The 20,360-nt window shown below is 69.5% G+C and carries 20 protein-coding genes and 1 other RNA gene; 3 read left to right on the plus strand and 18 right to left on the minus strand.

Annotated features, from left to right (window positions below; genetic code table 11):
* Nucleotides 1-104: 104 nt before the first annotated feature.
* The 5 genes from MicroSTF_RS07385 to ffs form a co-directional block, all read right to left on the minus strand.
* Nucleotides 105-1,325 carry an acetate kinase gene (locus MicroSTF_RS07385; RefSeq protein ID WP_322954537.1) on the minus strand — a complete coding sequence of 407 codons (1,221 nt, stop codon included), beginning with the start codon at nt 1,323-1,325 and terminating at the stop codon, nt 105-107.
* The gene (gene pta / locus MicroSTF_RS07390; RefSeq protein ID WP_297555949.1) at nt 1,322-3,454 is read right to left on the minus strand and encodes a phosphate acetyltransferase; all 2,133 of its coding nucleotides are present in this window, start codon (nt 3,452-3,454) and stop codon (nt 1,322-1,324) included. The genes MicroSTF_RS07385 and pta overlap by 4 nt, the downstream gene beginning before the upstream one ends.
* A gap of 65 nt (nt 3,455-3,519) precedes the next feature.
* A complete protein-coding gene (locus tag MicroSTF_RS07395; RefSeq protein WP_322954539.1) occupies nt 3,520-4,242 on the minus strand; it encodes a hypothetical protein in 723 nt (240 codons plus the stop codon).
* Nucleotides 4,239-4,850: a rhomboid family intramembrane serine protease gene (locus MicroSTF_RS07400; RefSeq protein ID WP_322954541.1), complete on the minus strand. Its 612-nt coding sequence runs from the start codon at nt 4,848-4,850 to the stop codon at nt 4,239-4,241. The genes MicroSTF_RS07395 and MicroSTF_RS07400 overlap by 4 nt, the downstream gene beginning before the upstream one ends.
* Nucleotides 4,851-4,933: 83 nt before the next feature.
* Nucleotides 4,934-5,030, minus strand: an RNA gene (ffs, locus tag MicroSTF_RS07405) — signal recognition particle sRNA small type.
* Nucleotides 5,031-5,173: 143 nt separating this feature from the next.
* On the opposite strand from ffs, the gene MicroSTF_RS07410 reads away from it, so the two are divergent.
* Genes MicroSTF_RS07410 through MicroSTF_RS07420 form a run of 3 tightly spaced genes read left to right on the plus strand, consistent with a single transcriptional unit; the run spans nt 5,174 to nt 9,619 of the window.
* The gene (locus tag MicroSTF_RS07410) at nt 5,174-6,163 is read left to right on the plus strand and encodes an AAA family ATPase (protein ID WP_021199148.1); all 990 of its coding nucleotides are present in this window, start codon (nt 5,174-5,176) and stop codon (nt 6,161-6,163) included.
* 11 nt (nt 6,164-6,174) lie between these two features.
* A complete protein-coding gene (locus MicroSTF_RS07415; protein ID WP_322954544.1) occupies nt 6,175-7,365 on the plus strand; it encodes a DUF58 domain-containing protein in 1,191 nt (396 codons plus the stop codon).
* A complete protein-coding gene (locus MicroSTF_RS07420) occupies nt 7,352-9,619 on the plus strand; it encodes a DUF3488 and transglutaminase-like domain-containing protein (RefSeq protein ID WP_322954546.1) in 2,268 nt (755 codons plus the stop codon). Before MicroSTF_RS07415 ends, MicroSTF_RS07420 begins: the two co-directional genes overlap by 14 nt.
* Nucleotides 9,620-9,623: 4 nt before the next feature.
* On the opposite strand, the gene MicroSTF_RS07425 is transcribed toward MicroSTF_RS07420, so the two are convergent.
* The 13 genes from MicroSTF_RS07425 to mpaB (MicroSTF_RS07485) all read right to left on the minus strand — a co-directional run bounded on the left by MicroSTF_RS07425 (nt 9,624) and on the right by mpaB (MicroSTF_RS07485) (nt 20,332).
* Nucleotides 9,624-10,514 (minus strand): rhodanese-related sulfurtransferase, encoded by an 891-nt coding sequence (locus MicroSTF_RS07425; RefSeq protein WP_029267290.1) that lies wholly within the window; start codon nt 10,512-10,514, stop codon nt 9,624-9,626.
* Nucleotides 10,515-10,523: 9 nt separating this feature from the next.
* On the minus strand, nt 10,524-11,285 hold the full coding sequence (locus tag MicroSTF_RS07430; RefSeq protein WP_322954548.1) for a hypothetical protein: 762 nt from the start codon (nt 11,283-11,285) through the stop codon (nt 10,524-10,526).
* Nucleotides 11,282-12,010 carry an ABC transporter permease gene (locus tag MicroSTF_RS07435; protein ID WP_322954549.1) on the minus strand — a complete coding sequence of 243 codons (729 nt, stop codon included), beginning with the start codon at nt 12,008-12,010 and terminating at the stop codon, nt 11,282-11,284. The genes MicroSTF_RS07430 and MicroSTF_RS07435 overlap by 4 nt, the downstream gene beginning before the upstream one ends.
* Nucleotides 12,007-12,723, minus strand: a complete 717-nt coding sequence (locus MicroSTF_RS07440) for an ATP-binding cassette domain-containing protein (protein ID WP_021199154.1) — start codon at nt 12,721-12,723, stop codon at nt 12,007-12,009. The genes MicroSTF_RS07435 and MicroSTF_RS07440 overlap by 4 nt, the downstream gene beginning before the upstream one ends.
* A complete protein-coding gene (mpaP, locus tag MicroSTF_RS07445) occupies nt 12,704-14,440 on the minus strand; it encodes a daptide biosynthesis intramembrane metalloprotease (protein WP_322954552.1) in 1,737 nt (578 codons plus the stop codon). Before mpaP ends, MicroSTF_RS07440 begins: the two co-directional genes overlap by 20 nt.
* A complete protein-coding gene (mpaM, locus tag MicroSTF_RS07450) occupies nt 14,427-15,254 on the minus strand; it encodes a daptide-type RiPP biosynthesis methyltransferase (protein ID WP_322954554.1) in 828 nt (275 codons plus the stop codon). Before mpaM ends, mpaP begins: the two co-directional genes overlap by 14 nt.
* A 66-nt stretch (nt 15,255-15,320) precedes the next feature.
* The gene (gene mpaA3 / locus MicroSTF_RS07455; protein WP_021199157.1) at nt 15,321-15,434 is read right to left on the minus strand and encodes an MpaA3 family daptide-type RiPP; all 114 of its coding nucleotides are present in this window, start codon (nt 15,432-15,434) and stop codon (nt 15,321-15,323) included.
* A gap of 40 nt (nt 15,435-15,474) precedes the next feature.
* A complete protein-coding gene (mpaA2, locus tag MicroSTF_RS07460) occupies nt 15,475-15,600 on the minus strand; it encodes an MpaA2 family daptide-type RiPP (protein ID WP_269320225.1) in 126 nt (41 codons plus the stop codon).
* A 37-nt stretch (nt 15,601-15,637) separates the two neighbouring features.
* A complete protein-coding gene (mpaA1, locus tag MicroSTF_RS07465; protein WP_021199159.1) occupies nt 15,638-15,772 on the minus strand; it encodes an MpaA1 family daptide-type RiPP in 135 nt (44 codons plus the stop codon).
* The gene (mpaC, locus tag MicroSTF_RS07470; protein ID WP_322954558.1) at nt 15,773-16,960 is read right to left on the minus strand and encodes a daptide-type RiPP biosynthesis dehydogenase; all 1,188 of its coding nucleotides are present in this window, start codon (nt 16,958-16,960) and stop codon (nt 15,773-15,775) included.
* Nucleotides 16,957-18,210 carry a daptide-type RiPP biosynthesis aminotransferase gene (gene mpaD, locus MicroSTF_RS07475; protein ID WP_322954560.1) on the minus strand — a complete coding sequence of 418 codons (1,254 nt, stop codon included), beginning with the start codon at nt 18,208-18,210 and terminating at the stop codon, nt 16,957-16,959. The genes mpaC and mpaD overlap by 4 nt, the downstream gene beginning before the upstream one ends.
* Nucleotides 18,207-19,256 (minus strand): daptide biosynthesis RiPP recognition protein, encoded by a 1,050-nt coding sequence (mpaB, locus tag MicroSTF_RS07480; protein ID WP_322954562.1) that lies wholly within the window; start codon nt 19,254-19,256, stop codon nt 18,207-18,209. The genes mpaD and mpaB (MicroSTF_RS07480) overlap by 4 nt, the downstream gene beginning before the upstream one ends.
* Complete coding sequence (mpaB, locus tag MicroSTF_RS07485) at nt 19,256-20,332, minus strand: daptide biosynthesis RiPP recognition protein (RefSeq protein WP_322954563.1); 1,077 nt, start codon at nt 20,330-20,332, stop codon at nt 19,256-19,258. The genes mpaB (MicroSTF_RS07480) and mpaB (MicroSTF_RS07485) overlap by 1 nt, the downstream gene beginning before the upstream one ends.
* Nucleotides 20,333-20,360 lie beyond the last annotated feature (28 nt).

Raw genomic sequence — 20,360 nt, forward strand, 5'->3', positions numbered from 1 at the left:
CAGGAGAAGGGCGATCGTCGGGCCGGCACCTCTCCGTGCCACTGTGCAAGCGTAATGCGGTCGCGCGCCGCGGGGTAACCCCTGCGGGAGGATCGGCGCAGCGATCAGAGCAGCTCCGCCGTCTGCCGCGCGATCTGCAGCTCCTCGTCGGTCGGCACGACGAGGACCATCACCGAGGAGGCATCCGTGGAGATCCGGCGGATGCCGCGCTCTCGTGCCGCATTCCTGGCGGGATCGATCTCCACACCGGCGAAGCCGAGCGTCGCCATCGCACCGGCACGCACCGGCGCGGCGTTCTCGCCCACGCCGGCGGTGAAGGAGATGACGTCCACTCCCCCCAGCTGTGCGATGTAGGCGCCGGCGTAGGCGCGCAGCCGGTGCACGTACACGTCGAACGCGAGCATCGCCGCGTCCTCCCCTGCCTCGACGCCCGCGAGGATGTCGCGCATATCGCTGCGCCCGGCGAGACCGGCGAGTCCGCTGCGGGTGTTCAGCAGAGAATCGAGGTCGTCGATCGACAGCCCGGCGCGGCGCGACAGGTGCACGAGCGCGGCCGGATCGATGTCGCCCGAGCGCGTGCCCATGACGAGCCCCTCGAGAGGGGTGAGCCCCATAGAGGTCTCCACCGAGCGGCCGCCGTCGATCGCGGTCACCGAGGCCCCGTTGCCGAGGTGGAACACCAGCTGCCGGAGATCCCCGAGGTCACGACCGAGGAACGCGGCGGCGGACTCGCTGACGTACTGGTGACTCGTGCCGTGGAAGCCGTAGCGGCGCACCCGGTGCTCCGCGGCGAGCGCCGCATCGATCGCGTAGGTGTAGGCGGCGGGAGGGAGCGTCTGATGGAAGGCCGTGTCGAACACCGCGACGTGCGGAACGCCGTCGAACACGGCGCGCGCGGCGAGGATGCCGGCGAGGTTCGCGGGGTTGTGCAACGGTGCGAGCACCGCGAGCTCGTCGATCTGCCGCTCCACGTCGGCATCGATCAGAGTAGGGGCGTAGAAGCGGGCGCCGCCGTGGACCACGCGGTGCCCGACAGCGACGGGGCGATGCTCGTCGAGTGAGGGACCGTGCGTGACGAACTGCTCGCGCATCACCTCGAAGGCGGCGGCGTGATCGGCGATCGGCCTCTCACTGCGGTAGGTGGCGTCGAGCATGGTCGGCACGGCGTCGCCGTCGACCGAGGGGCGCACCGTGTGCGCGACCGGGCTGATCTCCTGACCGATGCGCTCGATCAGCCCGCTCGCGAGCAGATTCTCCTGCTCGATGTCGATCAGGCTGTACTTCAACGAGGAGGAGCCGCTGTTGATGACCAGGATGGCGCTCATGCCGCCTCTCCCGCCTGCTCGGCTCCCTGCGCCTGGATCGCCGTGATCGCCACCGTGTTGACGATGTCGTCGACGAGCGCACCGCGGGAGAGGTCGTTGATCGGCTTGTTGAGCCCCTGCAGCACCGGGCCGATCGCGACGGCGCCGGCTGAGCGCTGCACGGCCTTGTAGGTGTTGTTGCCGGTGTTCAGGTCGGGGAAGACGAACACGGTCGCCCGTCCGGCCACGGCGGAGCCGGGGAGCTTGGCCTTGGCCACCGCCGCATCCGCGGCGGCGTCGTACTGGATCGGCCCCTCGACCGGGAGCTCGGGCGCCCGTTCGCGCACGAGGGCGGTGGCGGCGCGCACCTTGTCGACGTCCGCACCGGATCCGGACTCCCCCGTCGAGTACGACAGCATCGCCACGCGCGGATCGATGCCGAACTGCCGGGCGGTCGTCGCGGAGGAGATCGCGATGTCGGCGAGCTGCTCGCTGGTCGGGTCGGGGATCACGGCGCAGTCGCCGTAGACGAGCACGCGGTCGGCGAGCGCCATCAGGAACACGCTGGAGACCACGTTCACTCCCGGCTTGGTCTTGATGATCTCGAACGACGGGCGGATCGTGTGAGCGGTGGTGTGCGCGGCGCCCGACACCATCCCGTCGGCGAGGCCGAGGTGCACCATCATCGTGCCGAAATACGACACGTCGGTCACCGTGTCCGCCGCCTGGGCGAGCGTGATGCCTTTGTGGGCCCGTAGCCGGGCGTACTCCGCGGCGAAACGCTCGACCAGCTCGGGATCGGTCGGGCTGAGCACCTGGGCCGCCGTGATGTCGATGCCGAGTTCGACGGCGCGGGCGCGGATGGTTGCCTCGTCGCCGAGGATCGTCAGGTCGGCGACCTCTCTCGCGAGCAGCGTGGCCGCGGCGCGCAGGATGCGATCGTCGTCCCCCTCCGGAAGCACGATGCGGCGGCGGTCCCCGCGTGCGCGTTCGATGAGTCCGTACTGGAACATCAGCGGAGTCACCACGTGAGCCTCGGCGAGGCCGAGCTGCTCGGTGAGCTCGGCGATGTCGACATGCGCCTGGAAGAGGCCGAGCGCACGGTCATAGCGGCTGCGCGAATCGGCGGAGATGCGTCCGCGGGTGCTCATCACGCGCACCGCCGTGTCATAGGTGCCGAGATCCGTCGTGATGATCGGCACCGACGAGGCAAAGCCGTCGAGCAGTCGCACGATCGGCTCCGGCAGCGGGAACGGCCCGTTCAGGATGATGCCGGCGATGCGGGGGAAGGTGCCGGACGAATCGGCGAGCAGCGCAGCCAGCAGTACCTCGGTGCGGTCGGCGGGGATCACCACGACCGCCTCCTCGGTCAGTCGGGGCAGCACGTTCACCATCGACATGCCCGCGACGACGATCGTCAGCGCCTCCCTCGTGAGACGATCGTCGTCGCCCTTGAGCAGCGTGCCGTCGACGGCCGCGAGGATGCCGCGGATCGACGGCGCGACGAGAGCACGGTCCTCGGGGATCGCCCATACCGGCGTGCTCTCCGCGGGGAGCGCGGCATGCACCGCCTCGATGATGGCGTCGAGCGCCTCCGGGTCGGCGCGGTTGACCGCGACGGCGAACAGCTCCGCCCGCTCCTCCGTCAACTCGGACAGGGCGAGCGCCGCGATCTGCGCGATCGCGGCGGCCGACCGCGCCGTGGTGGTCCCCAACTGCTCGGCCTGGCGCTGCTGGTCGCGACCGCTGAGCACGAGGAGCACCGGGGCTCCGAGGTTGGCGGCGATCCTGGCGTTGAAACCGAGCTCCGCAGGGCTGGCCACATCGGTGTAGTCGCTGCCGATGACGACGACGGCATCGCACTGGGCCTCGACCGCCTTGAACCGCGCGACGATGGTCGACAGGGCGCCCTCCGGGTCGGCCCTCACATCGTCGTAGGTGACGCCGATGCAGTCCTCGTAGTCGAGGTTCACCCCGTCGTGCGCGAGCATCAGTTCGAGGATCTCGTCGCGCGCGGTGACCGAGCGGGCGATCGGACGGAACACGCCCACCCGCGGCGAGACGCGCATCAGAGCGTCGAGCGCCCCGAGGGCGATCGTCGACTTTCCGGTATGGCCTTCGGCCGAGGTGATGTAGATGCTCTGCGCCACGACTTCAGCTTAGGCGCGGCATCCATGAACGCACCGAGCGTCTCACCGGGTCAAATGCCGCGACGTCACTCGCACGGTCCGGACATCGCATCGACGACCGCCGTGGCATCCGCCTGGAACCGCGAGTAGTAGTCGCGGTCGGTGTTGATCTGCACCCGGTGGATCGCGTGGGAGGGCTCCATCGTCTGCCAGTCCGGGAGCCGTCCGAGGCGATCGAAGAACAGCGTCGTCGCGGTCGCCGGATCCATCCGCTGCTCCACGCTTCCCCACCACTCCTGCTGCTGGAAGAGTCCGATGCTGGTCGTCCGGGTTCCATCGGGGTTGGTGAATCCGCGCGTCTCCCAGTCGCCGTAGTCGATGTTGCGCAGGCTGCTCTCCCCCATCGCCGTCATCACCCCGAGGATCTGCCCCTCACGCGCGTAGCCGAGAACCGCGGCGGTGCGGATGATGGTCGCCGCGTTCTCGAGCTGCTCACCACTCCATCCCTCGATGCCCTCCGCAGGAAACGTCTGCGGGCGGTCGATGCAGATCGGCGCGGGATCGCGCGCGAGCCCCAGGGGGATGAGCACGAACAGACCGACGGCGACGACGACGGCGCCCCCGGAGATCAGGATGCGCTGCAGGATCTTCCGCCGGCGCAGGCGATTCGCCGCCTGCCGTCGCGCGCCGGGACCGCGGCGTTTCCTGGTCTTCTTGGTGTTCGTCGTGCTCTTCGTGCGCGTGCCTCTGGTTGCCGGCTTCTTCGCCGCCGGCCTGCGTCGGGCCCGCGATGCCGGTGCGGCGCTCATGGCGCGAGGGCTCCGCCGGCGGTTCGCGGCCGGCGACCGGCGAGGGCGGCGATGCCACCTCCGATGGCCCCGAACAGATGCCCCTGCCAGGAGATGCCGTCGGCCACGCCGAGGACGCCGGCCAGCATCGAGCCGCCGTACAGCGCGATCACGACGATCGCGATCACGGCGTACAGGATGCGGTGCGCCGCACGGCCGGGGGCGAACACCCGCATCACGACATACCCGAAGTAGCCGAAGACCAGCCCCGACGCCCCGACCGTCAGAGTGCCGGGAGCGTTGAACACCCAGGTGCCGATGCCCCCGACGACGGCGACGATCGCGGTGACGGTCCAGAACCGTCGCGTGCCCTCGACCGCGACGAGACAGCCGAGCACCAGGAACGGGACGGAGTTCGCGATGAGATGCTGCCAGTTCGCGTGCAGGAGCGGCCCGAGCACGATGCCGCCGAGTCCGGAGACGTCCCAGGACCGCAGCCCGAATCCGGTGAACGAGCCGGGGAGGATCGCGTCGGCGAACTGCACGACCCACATCGCGACGAGCAGCAGCACCGGCGAGGCGAATCGGCCGAGCGGATGCTGCGTCTGCGGCGGCGGGGTGACGGTCACCGGACGATTGTCGCAGGTGCAGCCACGAGAGGGCTGTGCGCCCGGGGCGAGACGCCCGCACACGAACGAGACGCCCGCACAAAGAAAATGACTCTCCGCGCACCCAGCAGAGCCCGGTTACCCTTGCTGCGTTTCCGCCCTGGGGGAATTGGCCTGGATGCCGCCACGCGGAGAGCCGTCAACCATCCTAACCCGACCGGCGCGATGGTCCGAACCGCGCACGTCTCCACGTGCATCCTCAGGGGAACCTGCCAGAGCGGCGCACCCCGTGCAGGGTTACGATCGAGTCACGCGCACCGCAGCGCCGACGTGAGAGGGAACGCATGCCAGAGAACGCCCCCCTGACCCCGGTATCGATGGATGCCGAGAGGTTCGCCGCACAGACGTCTGCGATCCTCGGCTCGATCGGCCAGGTCATCGACGGCAAGCCGGACGCGGTGCGCAGCGCTCTCGTATGCCTCCTCGCCGAGGGGCACCTGCTGATCGAAGACGTTCCAGGGGTCGGCAAGACCATGCTCGCCAGGGCCCTCGCCGCGAGCGTGGATGCGACGGTGCGCCGCATCCAGTTCACGCCCGATCTGCTGCCCGGCGACGTCACGGGGGTGTCCGTCTACAACCCCGTGGATCGCGAATTCGAATTCAAGCGCGGCGCGGTGTTCGCGCACATCGTGATCGCCGACGAGATCAACCGCTCCTCCCCCAAGACGCAGTCCGCTCTGCTGGAGGCGATGGAGGAGGGGCAGGTCACCGTCGACGGCTCCACGCACCTGCTGCCCCAGCCGTTCCTGGTCGTCGCGACCCAGAACCCGCTGGAGATGGAGGGGACCTACGCCCTGCCCGAAGCGCAGCGCGATCGGTTCATGATGCGGATCTCGATGGGGTATCCGGATGCCGCCGCCGAGGCTCTCATGCTGCGCCAGCGTGATGTCGTCAGCCCCCTTGCGGCCGTGTCGCCCGTCGCCGACGCGGCGTCCATCGCCCACCTCATCGCCTGGGCGCGCTCGGTGCACGTGGCCCCCGCGCTCGAGGAGTACGCTGTCGCGCTCGCCCAAGCCACCCGCTCCGACCCGAACCTGCATCTCGGTGCGAGCCCTCGGGCCACCCTGCAGCTGGTCAGGGCCGCGAAGGTGTGGGCTGCTCTCGACGGACGCGAGTACGTGATCCCCGACGACATCACCGCGCTGCTCATCCCTGTGCTGGCGCACCGCCTGCTCCCGGCCAGGGGCGCACATCGCGCCGGCGCGCAGCCGGTCGAGGCCGCCCTCACCCAGATCGTCGAGCGGGTGCGTGTCCCCGTCGCGACGCGTTCCTGACAGACCTCATCATGCGAAGACGTCGATCCCTCACCGGCCGCGGTGCCGGAGCGCTCGTCGCCGCGCTCGGCTGCATGATCGCCGCGAACCTCCTCGGCACGCGCGTCCTGCTCTACATCGGCGTGCTGCTCGCGGCCGTCACGCTCTTCTCCCTCATGGCGGTGCGATTGCCACGACGATCCGGAACGGTCACCCGCCAGATCTCGACCGATCTGCTGACCGTGTCCGAGACGTCACGAGTGACGGTGCGGTTCTCGCTGCGAGCGATCCGGGTGCCGCGGGGGCTCTGGCACGATGTGCTCCCCGACGCGGTCTCCGGAGACTCCGGCGGTGAATATCCCCCCGAGACCGGCCAGCTGACGTACCTCATCACCGGTGTTCGACGCGGCGTCTGGCCCCTCGGGCCGCTGATGCTGCGCACAGTCGACCCGTTCGGTCTGGCGCAGCGCGAGCAGGCATTCGGCGAGACGAGGAGCGTGACGGTCGTTCCCGAGGTGTTCGCGCTCGCTCCGCTGGCCGTGCGTGTCGGTGCCGCCGGCGGCACCGCGCACACCTCCTCCACCCGGCTCGGGCAGGGAAGCGACAACCTCTCGCCCCGCGGATACATCCCGGGCGACTCGATGCGCCGTATCCACTGGCGGGCGACCGCGCATCGCGGTCAGTTGATGGTGCGTCAGGAAGAGGAGGAGTCCAGCCCCGACGCTGTGGTCGTGCTCGACCGCAGCGGGCGCCATTGGGGCGCACCGGGCACCGACGAGGATCCCGCCTTCGAAGCAGCGGTCTCCCTGTGCGCCTCCGCGGCCGTGCACCTCGCATCGGAGGGGTACAGCGTCGACGTTCTCGACAGCGCAGGAACGCTGCTCGGCGCGCTTCGCGGGCATGAAGACGATCGCGACGGTCTGCTCGCTGCGCTCGCGACGGTCACCCCGCGCGGAGAGAGCCGTGACCTGATGGCGCTCGTCGGCGGCACCCCGCCCGGTCCGCTCGTCTACATCACGGGCCGCCTCGACGAGGAGGATGCGGCCCTGCTGCGTTCAGCAGGTGCCGCTGCACCGATGCTGTTCAGCACAGAGCTGCTCCCCGGCGCCACCGAGGCCTCCGTCCGCCATGGATGGACGGTGGCCCCGCTCGGGGACGACATCCCCGCAGCGTGGGAAGACGCCGTCTCGGCCCGGATCGGGGTCGGCGATGTTCCGCGCTGAGCAGGCCCCGCCGGCGCCGACCGTCGCCACGCGCAGGCCGGCCTTCTGGCACCGCGACCACGAGGAGCCGGCCGGCATCGTCGGCCCCGGCGCACTCGCGGCGACGGCGGCGCTCACGGCGATGTGGCCGTTCACCTCGGTGATCGGACCCGGGGCGTGGTCCTTCACCGTGATCGCCGTGATCGTCGCCGTGGCGGGCACCGGGATGCTGACGCGACACCTGCTGCGGCGACGAGCGGCGTGGGCGCAGGACATCGTCACCTTCGCCGTGCAGATCGTGGTCGCCATCGCCGTCGTGACGCTGCTCGTGGCCGGCGACACCGCCATCTTCGGGATCGTCCCGACATCGGCGACGCTGACGCTGTTCGGCGTGCTCGGGGCCTCCGCCGTCGAGGCCGTGGTGTTCGGATCCGCGCCGTTGGATCCCTCCCCCGGCCTCGCTGCGGTGATGGGCATCGGCTTCGCGGTCGTCGCGATCCTCCTCGACCATCTCGTCGCGCATCGTTCGGCCGTGCTGGCCGTCCTCTTGACCGGCGTCATCGGCGCCGTGCCGATGATCGTCACGCTCGGCGACACGAACGTGGCCTGGTTCCTGCTCTTCGGCGTGGTCGCCCTGCTCCTCCTCCGCTACACCGCACGCCGGCATCCGGAATCCCCGCGCCGCTCGTCGACGTCGTTGGCCGTCGCGCTCGGAGCCGCCGCGCTGGCGACGACAGTGGCCATCGCGCCGATGCTGCCCGTCACCGCGAGCCTCGCCGGCAACGGGGTCGGCGTCACGGTCGACGCCTCGCTGCGTCTCGGAGACGACCTGCGCCAGCCCAATCCGGTCGAAGTCCTCACCGTTGCCGCGAAAGGCGACACGGCACCGTACCTGCGTCTGACCACGCTCTCGCGCTTCGACGGCCGCGTCTGGCAGCCGGACGACGGCGACCTGCAGGCGCAGAACGACGGATTCGGTCCCCCGGAATGGGGCGAGGACATCGCGACGGAAGAACAGAACACCTCCATCCGCGTGCTGCGGATGTCGAGTTCCTGGCTCCCGGTGCCCTATCCCGCCACCGCCGTGCAGGGACTCAGCAATGCCTGGAGGATCGCCCCCGAGAATCGCACGCTGTACTCCCGCGGCGCGGACGCCGTCGGGAACGACTACACGGTCACGTCGTCGAGATTGATCCCCACCCTCGAGCAGATCCGCGCGATCGATGCCGCCGCTCCCGTCGTCGATCCCGATGCCGAACCGGTCGAGCTCCCCGGGATCATCGGTGAGCTCGCGGACGACGTGACCGCGGCGGCGAGCACCGACTACGACCGGCTCATCGCGCTGCAGAACTGGTTCCGCTCGCAGTTCGCCTACTCGCTGGAGACCCCGGTGGAGGAAGGCTTCGACGGCACCGGGGCGGAAGCCGTCGCGGAGTTCCTCGAGGCGCGGTCGGGATACTGCGTCCATTTCGCGGGGGCGTTCGCGTTGATGGCGGAGAGCCTGGGCATGCAGGTGCGCATCGTCGTCGGATACCTTCCCGGTTCGCTGACCGACGAGAAGCGCGGCAGCGAGTCGGTGTTCTCCGTGACCAGCGACCGGCTGCACTCCTGGCCGGAGGTGCTGTTCCCCGGTATCGGATGGGTTCCGTTCGAGCCCACCGCGTCTCTGGGTGTGCCCACCGCCTTCCGCCCCGGAGCGACGCAGGGCGGAGGTTCCGGAAGCCCGTCCGCCCCGGCCCCGACCACGGCACCGCAGGCCGAGCAGACCTCGGGTCCCGAGATCGACCGCAACGATGCCGGCGGCGACGCGGCCAGCGGCGACGATCTGCGCCGCCTCGACCCGACGCCGGTGGTCTTCACAGCCCTCGGCATCGTCGTGCTGCTCCTGCTTCCCGCACTGATCCGGCTCGTGGAACGCCGAGCGCGGCTGAACAGGGCACGTCGAGGAGATTCCGCTGCGGCATGGGCGGAACTCCGGGACACCCTGATCGACCTGCAGATCCCGGTGTCCGACGCCGACACGCCACGCACGCGCGCGGCAGGACTGGTGCGGCAGAACGGCGTGGGGGCCGAGGCGATACGACACCTCACCGATGCGGTCGAGCGCTCGAACTACGCCCGCCCCGGCGAGGCGACGGACGACCTCGCCGAGCCGTTGGGCGACGTTCTCACGAGCCTGCGGCAGAGCGCCGATCGGGCCACCAGGGTGCGGGCCGTGCTGATCCCGCGTTCCCTGTACGCCCCGAGAGCCGCCGAGCCCGGTGTGACGATCTGACCCGTCAGGCGGCGTGGGAGGTGCAGGGCACAGCGCCGCACTCCTCGCACACCACGAACTGCGATCGGCACGAGAGATCGGGGCAGTTCGCGGTGCGCTTGGTCGCTGCCCCGCATCCGACGCATTCCCCGATGACCGCGGCATGGTCGGAGAAGTCCACGGAGCCCCGGCCGTCGAAGACGTAGAGCGATCCGTCCCACAGGCCGTCGTCGCCGTACTTCTCGCCGTATCGGACGATGCCGCCCTCGAGCTGGTAGACCTCACCGAACCCGCGGGCGGTCATCAGACTCGACAGCACCTCGCAGCGGATGCCGCCGGTGCAGTACGTGACCACGGGCTTGCCTTTGAGGTCGTCGTAGACGCCCGAATCGAGAAGCTCGACGAAATCCCTGGTCGTCTCGGTGTCGGGGACGACCGCGCCGCGGAAGCGTCCGATCTGCGCTTCGAGCGCGTTCCGACCGTCGAAGAACACCACATCGTCGCCACGTTCGTCGATCAGACCGTGCAGTTCTTCGGGCGTCAGACGCGTGCCGCCGCCGACGACGCCGTTCTCGTCGACGCGGAGCTCACCGGGCGCACCGAACGACACGATCTCCTCGCGCACCTTGACGCTGAGCTTGGGGAAGTCGAGGCTGCGTCCCTCGGCGTCCACACCGGTCCCCTCGCTCCATTTGATGTCGGCGTCGGCGAACGGACGGTATGAGCGGAACGAGCGCAGCCATTTCTTCAGCGCGCCGATGTCGCCGCCGAGGGTGCCGTTGATGCCGTCCTTCGAGATGAGCAGACGTCCGCGCAGTCCGAGCGCCTCACCGAGGTCTCGCTGCCAGACGCGGATGGCATCGGGATCGGCGAGAGGAGTGAAGGCGTAGAAGAGGACGATCTTGGGTGTTGCCACCTAGGGATCCTACGTCGTCTCCGCGCCGACATCACGCTTCATGAAAGCCGCTCCCCCGGCGAGGAGCGCGGCGAGCACCCAGCCTGCGGTCGCCCAGAGCGCCAGGGAGCTCTCGAGAAGATCGTTCGGCGGGATGCCCATGGCTGACACGTCGAATCCGAGGGCTCGGAGCATCACGAGGGGCGGGAGATAGCCGGCGCCGGAGCTCCAGAACATCGTGAGGAGCAGCGCCCCGCTCATCGACATCGACACCACGAAGAGCGCGACGAGATGAACCTGTACGACGACTCCCAGCCCCATCCCCCAGAGCCCGGCGACCGCCCCGAGGGCGAGAGTCGATGCCACAGTCGCTCCATCGAGGGTCGCTCCATCGAGGGTCGCACCGCCCCGGGACACGTTCAGCGCGATCTGCCCGACGACGACGACGGTGAGCGCCACGATCGCCCCTCCCAGAGCGGCCGTCGGCATCCTGGCGACGAAGATCGTCCACCGGGGCAGCATCATCAGACGTTGCGCGATGACACCGTCCCGGCGGTCGATCGTGTATCGGAAGGAGCCGTAGACCGCCGCGAGGACCGCTCCGTACGTCGCGAGCACGACGGTGAAGGCCTCGGCGAACGCGGATCGGACGCCCGCCGGGGCCTCCGCGAAGTCGGGCGGAATACTCGTCGCCACGGCGAGCGACATCAGCAGCGCCGCTGCCACCATCCCGAGGAGGACCACGTCACCGGCGAAGCTGCGCGCCTGCGCGCGAAGCGCCCGGCCGATCACGCGGCTCCCCGACGTCCCCTGAACCAGGCGATCACGACGAGAGCTGCGGCCCAGACGAGCCCGACACCGAGTGCGGGCGCGAACTCGAGCAGTCGCCCCTGGTAGCCGGGAACACCCAGCGCGGCGAGTGCCAATCCGGGCGAGAACTTCGCCACCTCCGGCGCCGTGCGCACGAGTGCGAGCTCCACGACCATCGGAAAGATGAGGACGATACCTGCCGTCAGGTAGTAGTTGCGGGTGATCCAGCCGACGGACACTCCGATCAGTGCACCGAGGACCGTGCCGGCCAGCGCGCCGGCATACAGCTGCCACGACTCCGGTGTGAGAGCGAGCGCCAGTCCGTTCCGGATCAGGATCACGGAGACGCCCCCTGTCCAGAGGACGAAGATGCACACCGACAGCGCGACGGCGGCCAACACCGCCGCGACGAGCTTTCCCCCGAAGGCGCGACGGAAGCCGACCCCGGTGAGCGTTCTGTCCATCGAGCCGTAGTAGTACTCCCGCGTGACGGAGTACGCACCGACGAACGCCGCGGAGACGACCGACCACGCGAGCGGCTCCAGCAGGCGCGCGGTGGCCGTGCCGGGATCGACACCGGCGAACTCGAAGCGGGAACCGTCGGAGACGAGCACGAATACCGGCATGAGCAGGGCCACGAGATAGACCGGCAGGACGGAGAGTCCGCTCACTGCACGCAGCGCTTCGCTGCGGATCGCGTTCCTCATGCTGCCGCTTCTCCCACGAGATCGAAGTACTTGCTCTCGAGGGAGTCGCCGTCGTCCGTGACGAGGTCGTGCAACCGCCCCGCGAAGAGTGCACGGCGCTTGATCACGACGACCTCGTCCACGAATTGCTCGAGTTCCGCCAGCTGATGGCTGGCGACCAGCACGGTGCCGCCGCGTTCGGCGAAGCTCCGCAGGAACCGGCGAAGCCACCGGATGCCGTCGGGGTCGAGCCCGTTCGCCGGCTCGTCGAGGATGAGCGTCCGGGGTGAACCCACAAGAGCGGTCGCCAACCCCAGCCTCTGTGCCATCCCGGTCGAGAACGTCTTCACGCGACGGTCGGCATCCGCTGCGAGCCCCACCTCCTGGAGCACCTCGTCGACACGGCCCCGGGGTGCGCCGGCCGCGAGGCGGGAGATCTCCAGGTGCCTTCTCGCTGTGATGCCCAGCTCGAAGCCGAACCCGTCCATATGAACGCCCACGTGCGATGCAGGGTTGTCGAGCGCGGAGAACGGCGCACCGTCGATGACGCTGTCGCCACTGGTCGGAGTGATCAACCCCACCAGGGCCCGCAGCGTCGTCGACTTTCCCGCCCCGTTGGGGCCGAGGAGTCCGACGACCGTCCCCCGCGGCACGTCGAACGACAGTTCCTCGACGGCCGTTCGGCGCCCGTACCTCTTCGTGAGTCCTCGGACTTCAATCGCGTGGTCGCTCATTCTCTTCCTCTTCTTCTCTCTCACCCTGAAGCGCTGTCAGCGGCAGCATCACGCCTCTCGCCCAGAGCGCCTGCCACAGGTCCGTCTCACCGAGCTCGACCCGCGCCTGCCCCGTCGGGGGCAGGCCGTCGCTCTTCCCGGCGACGAGCACCTCGGCGACGACCACCGCAGGTATCGCCACCCCATCCGCGGTCACGGGAAGCAGCGCGTCGAGTGGCACCGTCGTCGGCGTCGGAGGCAGCGGCCTGGCTGTGCCCTCTCCCACCGGCACGTTCGCGACGATGCCACTGCTCATCAACACGACCGGGGCGCCCGCCGGCACCCCCGCCTCGGTGTCGGCACCTGCGCCTGCGCCTGCGCCTGCGCCTGCTCCTGCGCGAAGGAGCATCACCCGGCCCCCGTCTACGGAGAAGCCGAGCGTGTGGGTGACGGGTACGCGGATGAGGGCTCCGGCGGTCACGATGCTCGCGACCACCACCGCCCCGACGCACACGAACCGGAGCCGGGAGACACCCGAGCGGAGGACTCGCCGCAGGGCTTTCGCCAGCAGAGCCACACCGACGAGGACGACGACGGCTTCCAACACGACCACCAGCAGGCCGAGGACCGGTCCTCCTCCGGCGAGCGCTTGAGCGGTGCGTGCGACGGCGAACACGACCATCACGACCGGGGCGGCAAGACTGGCGAGGCCGAACGGAACGCTCCACGCGGTGTCCAGGGCTCTGCCGATCCGCCGACCGCCGAACAGGAATCGGGTCAGGAAGTTCGAGGCGTCGCGGATGGCGCGTCCCCGGAGGTTCGGCTCGTCGAGCGCGCTCATGAGTGCGATGTACCCGTCGAACCGCACGAACGGGATCAGGTTGACGATGACGACGGCGATGCAGGAGAGAGCGAGCAGCAGCATCGCCCTGTCGGTCTCCGGCTGCGGAAGCGCGAGAGCGGCGAGGAGCGCGACGGCGGCGATGACCGCATGCACTGCGGGGCCGGCCAACGCGATCGCCACGCGTTGCGAGCTCTTCGGGAGGCGCCAGCCGTCGGTCACGTCCACGAAGAACGCGGGGGTGAGGTAGAAGAGCATGAAGCCGGCACGACGGGGGCTCCCGCCGAAGCGGGCGAGGGTGAGTCCGTGGGCGGCCTCATGGAGCAGCGTCGCGAGCGAGAGCACCGCGATCAGGATCAGCAGGCCGGTCAAAGGCATCGGCGTGGTCAGGACGCTCAGCAGGTCCTGCGCCTGAACGATGGCGGCCACGAGCCCTCCGCCGAGCAGCACCACCACCGACGCCAGGACCACCCGAGCCGGCAGCCGGACGATCACACGATCCGCGCGCCGGAAGAGGGCGGGAGCACGGAGCGTCGCGATCTGCAGGGTGAATGGCGGGCGGTAGGTCAGCCGCCCGGGCGGGAGGATCGCGTCGCCCTTCAGGAGTCCGCTGGCGCGGAAGCGCTCGGCGAGGTCGAGGAAGTCCTCCAGCGATTCGGATGCGGCGAAGCGCAGGTGCAGGTCGCGGAGCGCGGTCTCGCCGTTCATCGCCGAGAGCAGGTCGGCGACCGACCGGGACACCCTCGACGACGGCACTCCGTGGATCGTCGCTATCCATGCCCTGTCGTCGGCCCCTTCCTCGAAAGCGACACCGGAGGCGAGGCTCGGGCATGCATCGGCAGAGAGCCGAACCCTCGCGCGGGAGCCGCGTCGACGCGGGGAGTCAGCCGGCGGCATCGTCGTCGACCGTTCCCGACGATCCCGCCCACGACGTCGTGAGCAGGAGGATCTCCACCCCGCGGTCGGTGCGGACGGGCGACACGGCAGGTGCCGCGAAGCCCGCGTCGACGAGCTCCCCGGCGAGGACGTCATGGCCGAGCACCTGCAGGCGGCTCGTGAGCACCGTCGCTTCGAGGCCGGCCGCGATGTCGGCGACGCGCACCCAGTTGACCACTCGCGCCGCTCCGCCGTCTTCCATCTGCTGCGCGAAGAGGTAGGTCTCTTCGCCCTGCGGACCGGGGACGCCGATCTCCTGCGTTCTCGACACCGCCAGGCTCTGCGCCGCCGCGCCTCCCGCGACGGTGAAGGCGAACACGCCTCCGGCGGCGAGGTGACGACGCACACTCCCGTACAGGAGCGAGCGCCCCGCACGATCGAGCAACGTGATGGATGTGGCACCGATGATGACGAGACCGTATCGCCGCCCCAGGGAGAAGTCGCGCATGTCCGCCACGACGCACTCCACCGTCGATCGCGCAGGAAGCGCTCGACGCAGGTGAGAGAGCATGTCGTCGGAGAGATCGATCGCGGTGACCTCTCTTCCCGTTCTCACCAGCGGAACCGTCAACCTCCCCCCGCCCGCGGCGATGTCGAGGATGGGGTCGTCGGTCTTCCTCGCGAGCGCCAGCACCTCTCGAATCTCTGCACGGTCGGTACCGACCAATCGCTCATAGAAGTCGGTGCCCTCCCCGGAGTACAGATCCAGCTCCCGGGGAACCGCGCCCGCGGTCTCGAGCCGCGCCGATACTGCTTCGGTGATCAAACCGGACATTCACACATCGCCTCTCAACGGGAGCGATGGGGTGCGGGCGGGCATGCTCCACCCGCACCCCGGGGATTAGGTTGCGATCGCTGCCGCGCCGCCGATGATGGCAATGATGTAGCTGGCGTGCTCCCACCATTCCAACGGTGCGTCGATCTGTTCGAGTTCCGTGAACTCCAGAGACGTCATCTGCAATCTGCACCTCCTTCTCGAGCTGTCGGTCGCCGCCCTATGTCAGGGCGAGAATTCCGATGATGACTCCCACGGCGAATCCTCGGATGTAGTCGTCGGTGTCGTTCAGGGCTTCCATGGCCTCGAGTTCCGTGAACTCGAGCGTCGGCGTTGCGGTGTGCATCTTCACCTCCCTTCCGTGTCGCTGCGCGTGCCAGGGATCAGGTCGCCGCGGCTGCGCCGATCCCGATTAGGACCAACGCCCCTATCGCGCCCTGATAGAAGCTCTCCCAACTGGGGGCCTCCATCGTTTCCAGCTCCTGGAACCGGATACTGCTCTCGACTTTCTCGCCCATCTAATTCACCTCCTTCGCAACAGACATCGGAGGTCGGCGATCAGGGCCGACCAGCTCAGAACTCCACCGGGAATCGTGGAGCACGACACGGAAGTCGTCTGCGAGGAGGCCCGGCAGCATCGGGTGGCGTCTTCCCCACGCCCTCTCTGTGGCGACGGAGATGCGGTCGATGTCATCGGGGCTCGGTGTCGGAGCGCGCTCGATTCCCCACCGTTCGATCAGGGCCTCGATGCCCGTCGGCGGGTCCAGCGGCAATGCCATCCCGCCCACGACGTTCACCCAGAAGTCCTGGAGACTCTGCCGGTCTCCCCAGCGCACGTCTCCTGCGCAGATCCGCCGCCAGACCGCGCCGATGACCGCCGCCGTGGCGATGATCTTGCGGACCCCCAGCACGAAGGCGATCTCGTTCGCCGCATACCAGTGGCGCGCGCTGTAGGGGTCCGGCCCCCGCAGCGCCGCGCTGCGCTGGGTCGCCGCGCTGAGTCGAGCGAGACGCATCCTTCCCCCGCGCGAGTCCGGGTCACGGCTGGCGGAATCGAGGACGGCTCTCCCGAGCGCGACGGCGTCTCCGTTCTGCCGCGCGTTCCTCCGCGAGCTCGTCGAGGCGCCCGCTACCCGGAGGAACGCTTCCAGTGCTCCCTCCCGGACGGCGGCGTGCGTCAGCGAAGCCAGATTGCCCGGATCGATGATCGCGTGGCGAGGCCTCAGGGCAAGACCGACGATGAGCCGGTATCCGCTGTCGTTCTTGAGCACTCCGACGCTGTTGGTCTCCGACGAGGTGCCGAGCGTCGTCGGCACGGCGATGATGTCGACGGGTGGCAATGCGTGGGGAAGGAGAGTCAACGCCGACCTCGACGCATGCCCGATGGCGAAGTCGAACACCCGCCCCCGAGCGAGAGCGAGCGCGGCGATCTTGCTGGCGTCGAGAACGGTTCCGCCGCCGACCGCGACGATGACGCTCGGCGATCGACGCACGATCTGTCGGGCCAGTTCGACGACTGCAGCGACGTCGACCGACGACGCATCGATCTGGATCGTCGTGGTCCGGCGCCCGGACGGGAGGGCAACCGGTACCGCCGAATCCACGATCATGAGGCTCTCTCGGTCGGCCGTGAGGTGCTTCGTCAACCGGCCGGTGGCCCCTTCCCCCTGCCACAGGGTGGGAAGTCGACCGAACTCCGCGGTCATCCCTGCACTCCCCGGGCCAGGCCTGCGCGTACGGCCACGTCCACGGCGAGAAGCTCCTCCGCAGTGAATCCGTAGGCCGGGATCAACTCGATGGAGCTGGGGCCCGGTTGCACCAGGACGCCGTTGTCCGCGATCGCGGAGACGACGCGAAGGATGTCGGGCCCAGAGAGCGGGCTCTCGTCCGCGTGGCGGAGCCCGAGTCCCATGAAGCACCCGCGTCCGGTGATCTCCGCGACCACACCGTCCGCCTCCCACTCGGCCGCGAGGCGAAGCAGGTCGATGCCCAGTGCCTGAGCGGTCGACTCCACATCGATGCGGCGCAGTTCCTCGATCACGGCGAGGATCGCCGCCGCACAAGCCGGCGTCCCCGCCTGGGTCTCGCCATGCACGAACGTCCACCCGCCCCGCACGAACTCCGAGGCGACCCGTTCCCCCACCAGGAGCGCCGCCGCACCCATCGCCCCGTTGGTCAGCGCCTTCGAGAGGATGAGGATGTCCGGTGCCGCAGCCCACCTGTCGGTGGCGAACATCGTCCCGGTGCGGCCGAAGCCCGTCGCGACCTCATCGGCGACGATCAGGAAGCCGTACTCCTCGCGCAGTGCGAGCAGACGCTGGACGAACGCCTCAGACAGCGCGTAGGCACCGCTGCCCAGCACGGGTTCGACGACGACCGATGCCACGCGCGCCCCCTCCCGCTGCAGCAGCCGTTCGAGCTCCTCGCCGTCGTCGCGGTGGGATACATGCCGCACCGACCGGCGGTCGACGGCGTAGACGGATTGGAGGAGGTCGTCCCCACTCAGGGCGTGACTGCCGTATGCCGTGCCGTGATAGCTGCCTTTCAGGCCCACGATCAACGAGCGGGACGCGAGCCCCTTCTGCGCCCAGTACTGCCTGCCCAGCTTCATCGCCGCGTCGTTCGCCGCCCCTCCCGAGGTCGAGAAGATGACGCGGCGGTAGCGGACGGGGTCCGCGAGCTCGATCAGCGCTTCGGCCGCGCGCTGCGCGTACTCATGGGGCGCGCGGAACAGCGAGAGATAGGAGGCATCGTGATTCGCCCTGTTGACGGCCTCGACGACCGTCGGGTTGCCGAACCCGAGAGGGACGTTCCAGAGACCGCTCGTCGCGCAGAGACGTGTGGATCCGTCAGCGAACTCGATCAGGTTCCCGGCAGCGCCGACGGCGACGCGCTCCGGTGCGAAGGTCGAGTCCGCGGGGAGCATCGAGGTCCACAGCGCGTGCGGCGATGTCATCCTTCGGCCCCGTTCGTCCCGTCAGCGGATCCGGTACGCCGGCCCGTGTGGACGTTGAGAGCGGTGCGGGCTTGCAGGCACAGGTCACGCGCGTCCGGTGACGATGTGCCCCGCAGCCGAGCCACGCGCTCGGTGGCGATCTCGATCGTGCTCGACGTCTGTATCACCGCGATGACCCGGGCCGTCGATGGCGTGAGCAGCTGGCGGCGCAGGGTCCCGGTGTCTGCGAGCAGGAAACCGGCGGCGGTCTCGAGCAGAAACGGATCCGCAGTCAACGGTTCGGCATCCGAGAGGCCGTCGTCGATCGGGAACCAGCCGAATCCCGTGACCCGGGCGGCGCCGTTCTCTGCGCGGAGCATCTTCATGAGGTCCGTCGCCTTGAGGTAGCGTCCGATCCACTCCCGGCTCGCGAGGTCGGCCGCGAACCCATCGCCCGCCGCGACCTCTCCCAGTGCCGCGGCCCGGGGCAGCGGGATGGCGAGAACGGACGGCAGGTCGTCGACGGTGCCGATGATCCGCCCCTGCACGCCGATGCCGACGCTGCCGTCCGCACCCACCCGCAGCGCCTTCGGAGTCTTCCTCTCCCTCGGGCAGTCCAGGGCGTCGCGGTCCGCGAGCAGCACCCGTGGGTCGATCAACGCCGAGGGAAAGACCCCGGTTCGGCGAGCGAGCTCGGCATCCTCGAGGAAGGCCTGCCCGCTGGATGCGTCGAAGAAGCGCACCACGGTGGGACCGACGATCTGGACGAACGCAGCAGCGACATAGTCCTGGAGTTCGACGCCGTGTTCGCCGAGGAACAGCTCGTCACCCGCTTCTCGCAGTGCGCCTCGGTAGCGCACCACGCTGCCGAGACCGTCGTACATCCCACTCTCCACCGGCAGGAGGACCACGTCGTCGCCGCGCGCCACCTTCGCGACATCGGCTGCCGGAGCCCCGCTCTCGAGGAGGAACACTCGCGAGTGCCCCTCCCCCTGCCCGGTGATCCATGCGCGGAGTGCCCGCGCTCCGCTGACTTCCCCTGTTTCCACCCGCTCACCGTCGTGCATCACAGTCCCGCCTGCCCGCCCGCGGCGGGATCGAGGCCGACCACCGCCAATCGGCATCGGACCTCCTGCACCAGGGAGGCGACGCTGCTCGTCCCCCTGCCGAGCTCGGCCGCCAGCAATCCGACCGCCGCGGACTCGTCCGCCGTCGCGATCAGGCATTCCGCCGCGCGTGCGCTGTCGATGCCGAGCCGGATCCCGCGCCGGCTCACGGGATCGATCAGCATCCACTCCTCGCCGTCGCCCGTCAGCAGGTACGGGACGCGTGGTGAGACGACTCCCGGAAGCGCGGCGAGTTCGTCGAGAGCCCGCACGAGGTGTCCGCCGAAGCCGGAGATGGCGGGGCGATTCGGAACTCCCTCCCATCGACGCAGCAGGTCGATCGCGCCGATGTACCGTGCGAACCACGGCCGGTCGTCGAGATCGGCCTCCAGCATCCCGCGGTCGACGACGCGCGCGAACGCCCGCCCTCGGCCGGCGCCTTCTCCTGCGCGGGCCTCGATGTCTGCCCGCCCGTCGCCCACCTCGCCGAGCAGGAGCCCGTCGGGCCCGTCCCTGTACTCGCCTTCCGCGGTGACGTGCACGCGGGGCAGGGCCTCTCCCTCGCGGCCGGAGCCGAGGAATGACGGCAGGGAGTCGAGCAGAACCGTGCTGCTGAGCAGCGGATCGATGAAGATCCCGGAGTCCTTCGCCGTATCGGCATCGCTCAGGAACGCGGCCACGCCCGCGGCGTTGCACTGCCGGAAGAGAGTGGGCCCGACGATCGGAAGGAAGGGAGCCGCCACGTACTCCCGGAGTTCGAACGTCTGCCCGCCGTCGAACATGATCCGATCGCCGGGCTCGCGCAGAGCACCGTCGTAGGGGATCACCCGTGAGTCGCTGCTCATGACGACACTGCCCGCGGGAGCGAACACGATGTCGTCGAGGCGGGTCTGGCTCAGCACCGCACCGACGTGGTCACCCGCCTCGACGAAGAACACGGCGCCCGTGACGAGGTTCCGTCTTCCGCTGACGCACTGTTCGAAGGCCGTCGTGGTGCGGTGGCGGTCTCGCGCCGTCGTGATCGAGCTCGCGTCCATGCTCCCCCTCTGGACACCGCACCCCCAG

The organism is Microbacterium sp. STF-2 (assembly GCF_034650155.1).
GTDB lineage: Bacteria > Actinomycetota > Actinomycetes > Actinomycetales > Microbacteriaceae > Microbacterium > Microbacterium maritypicum_A.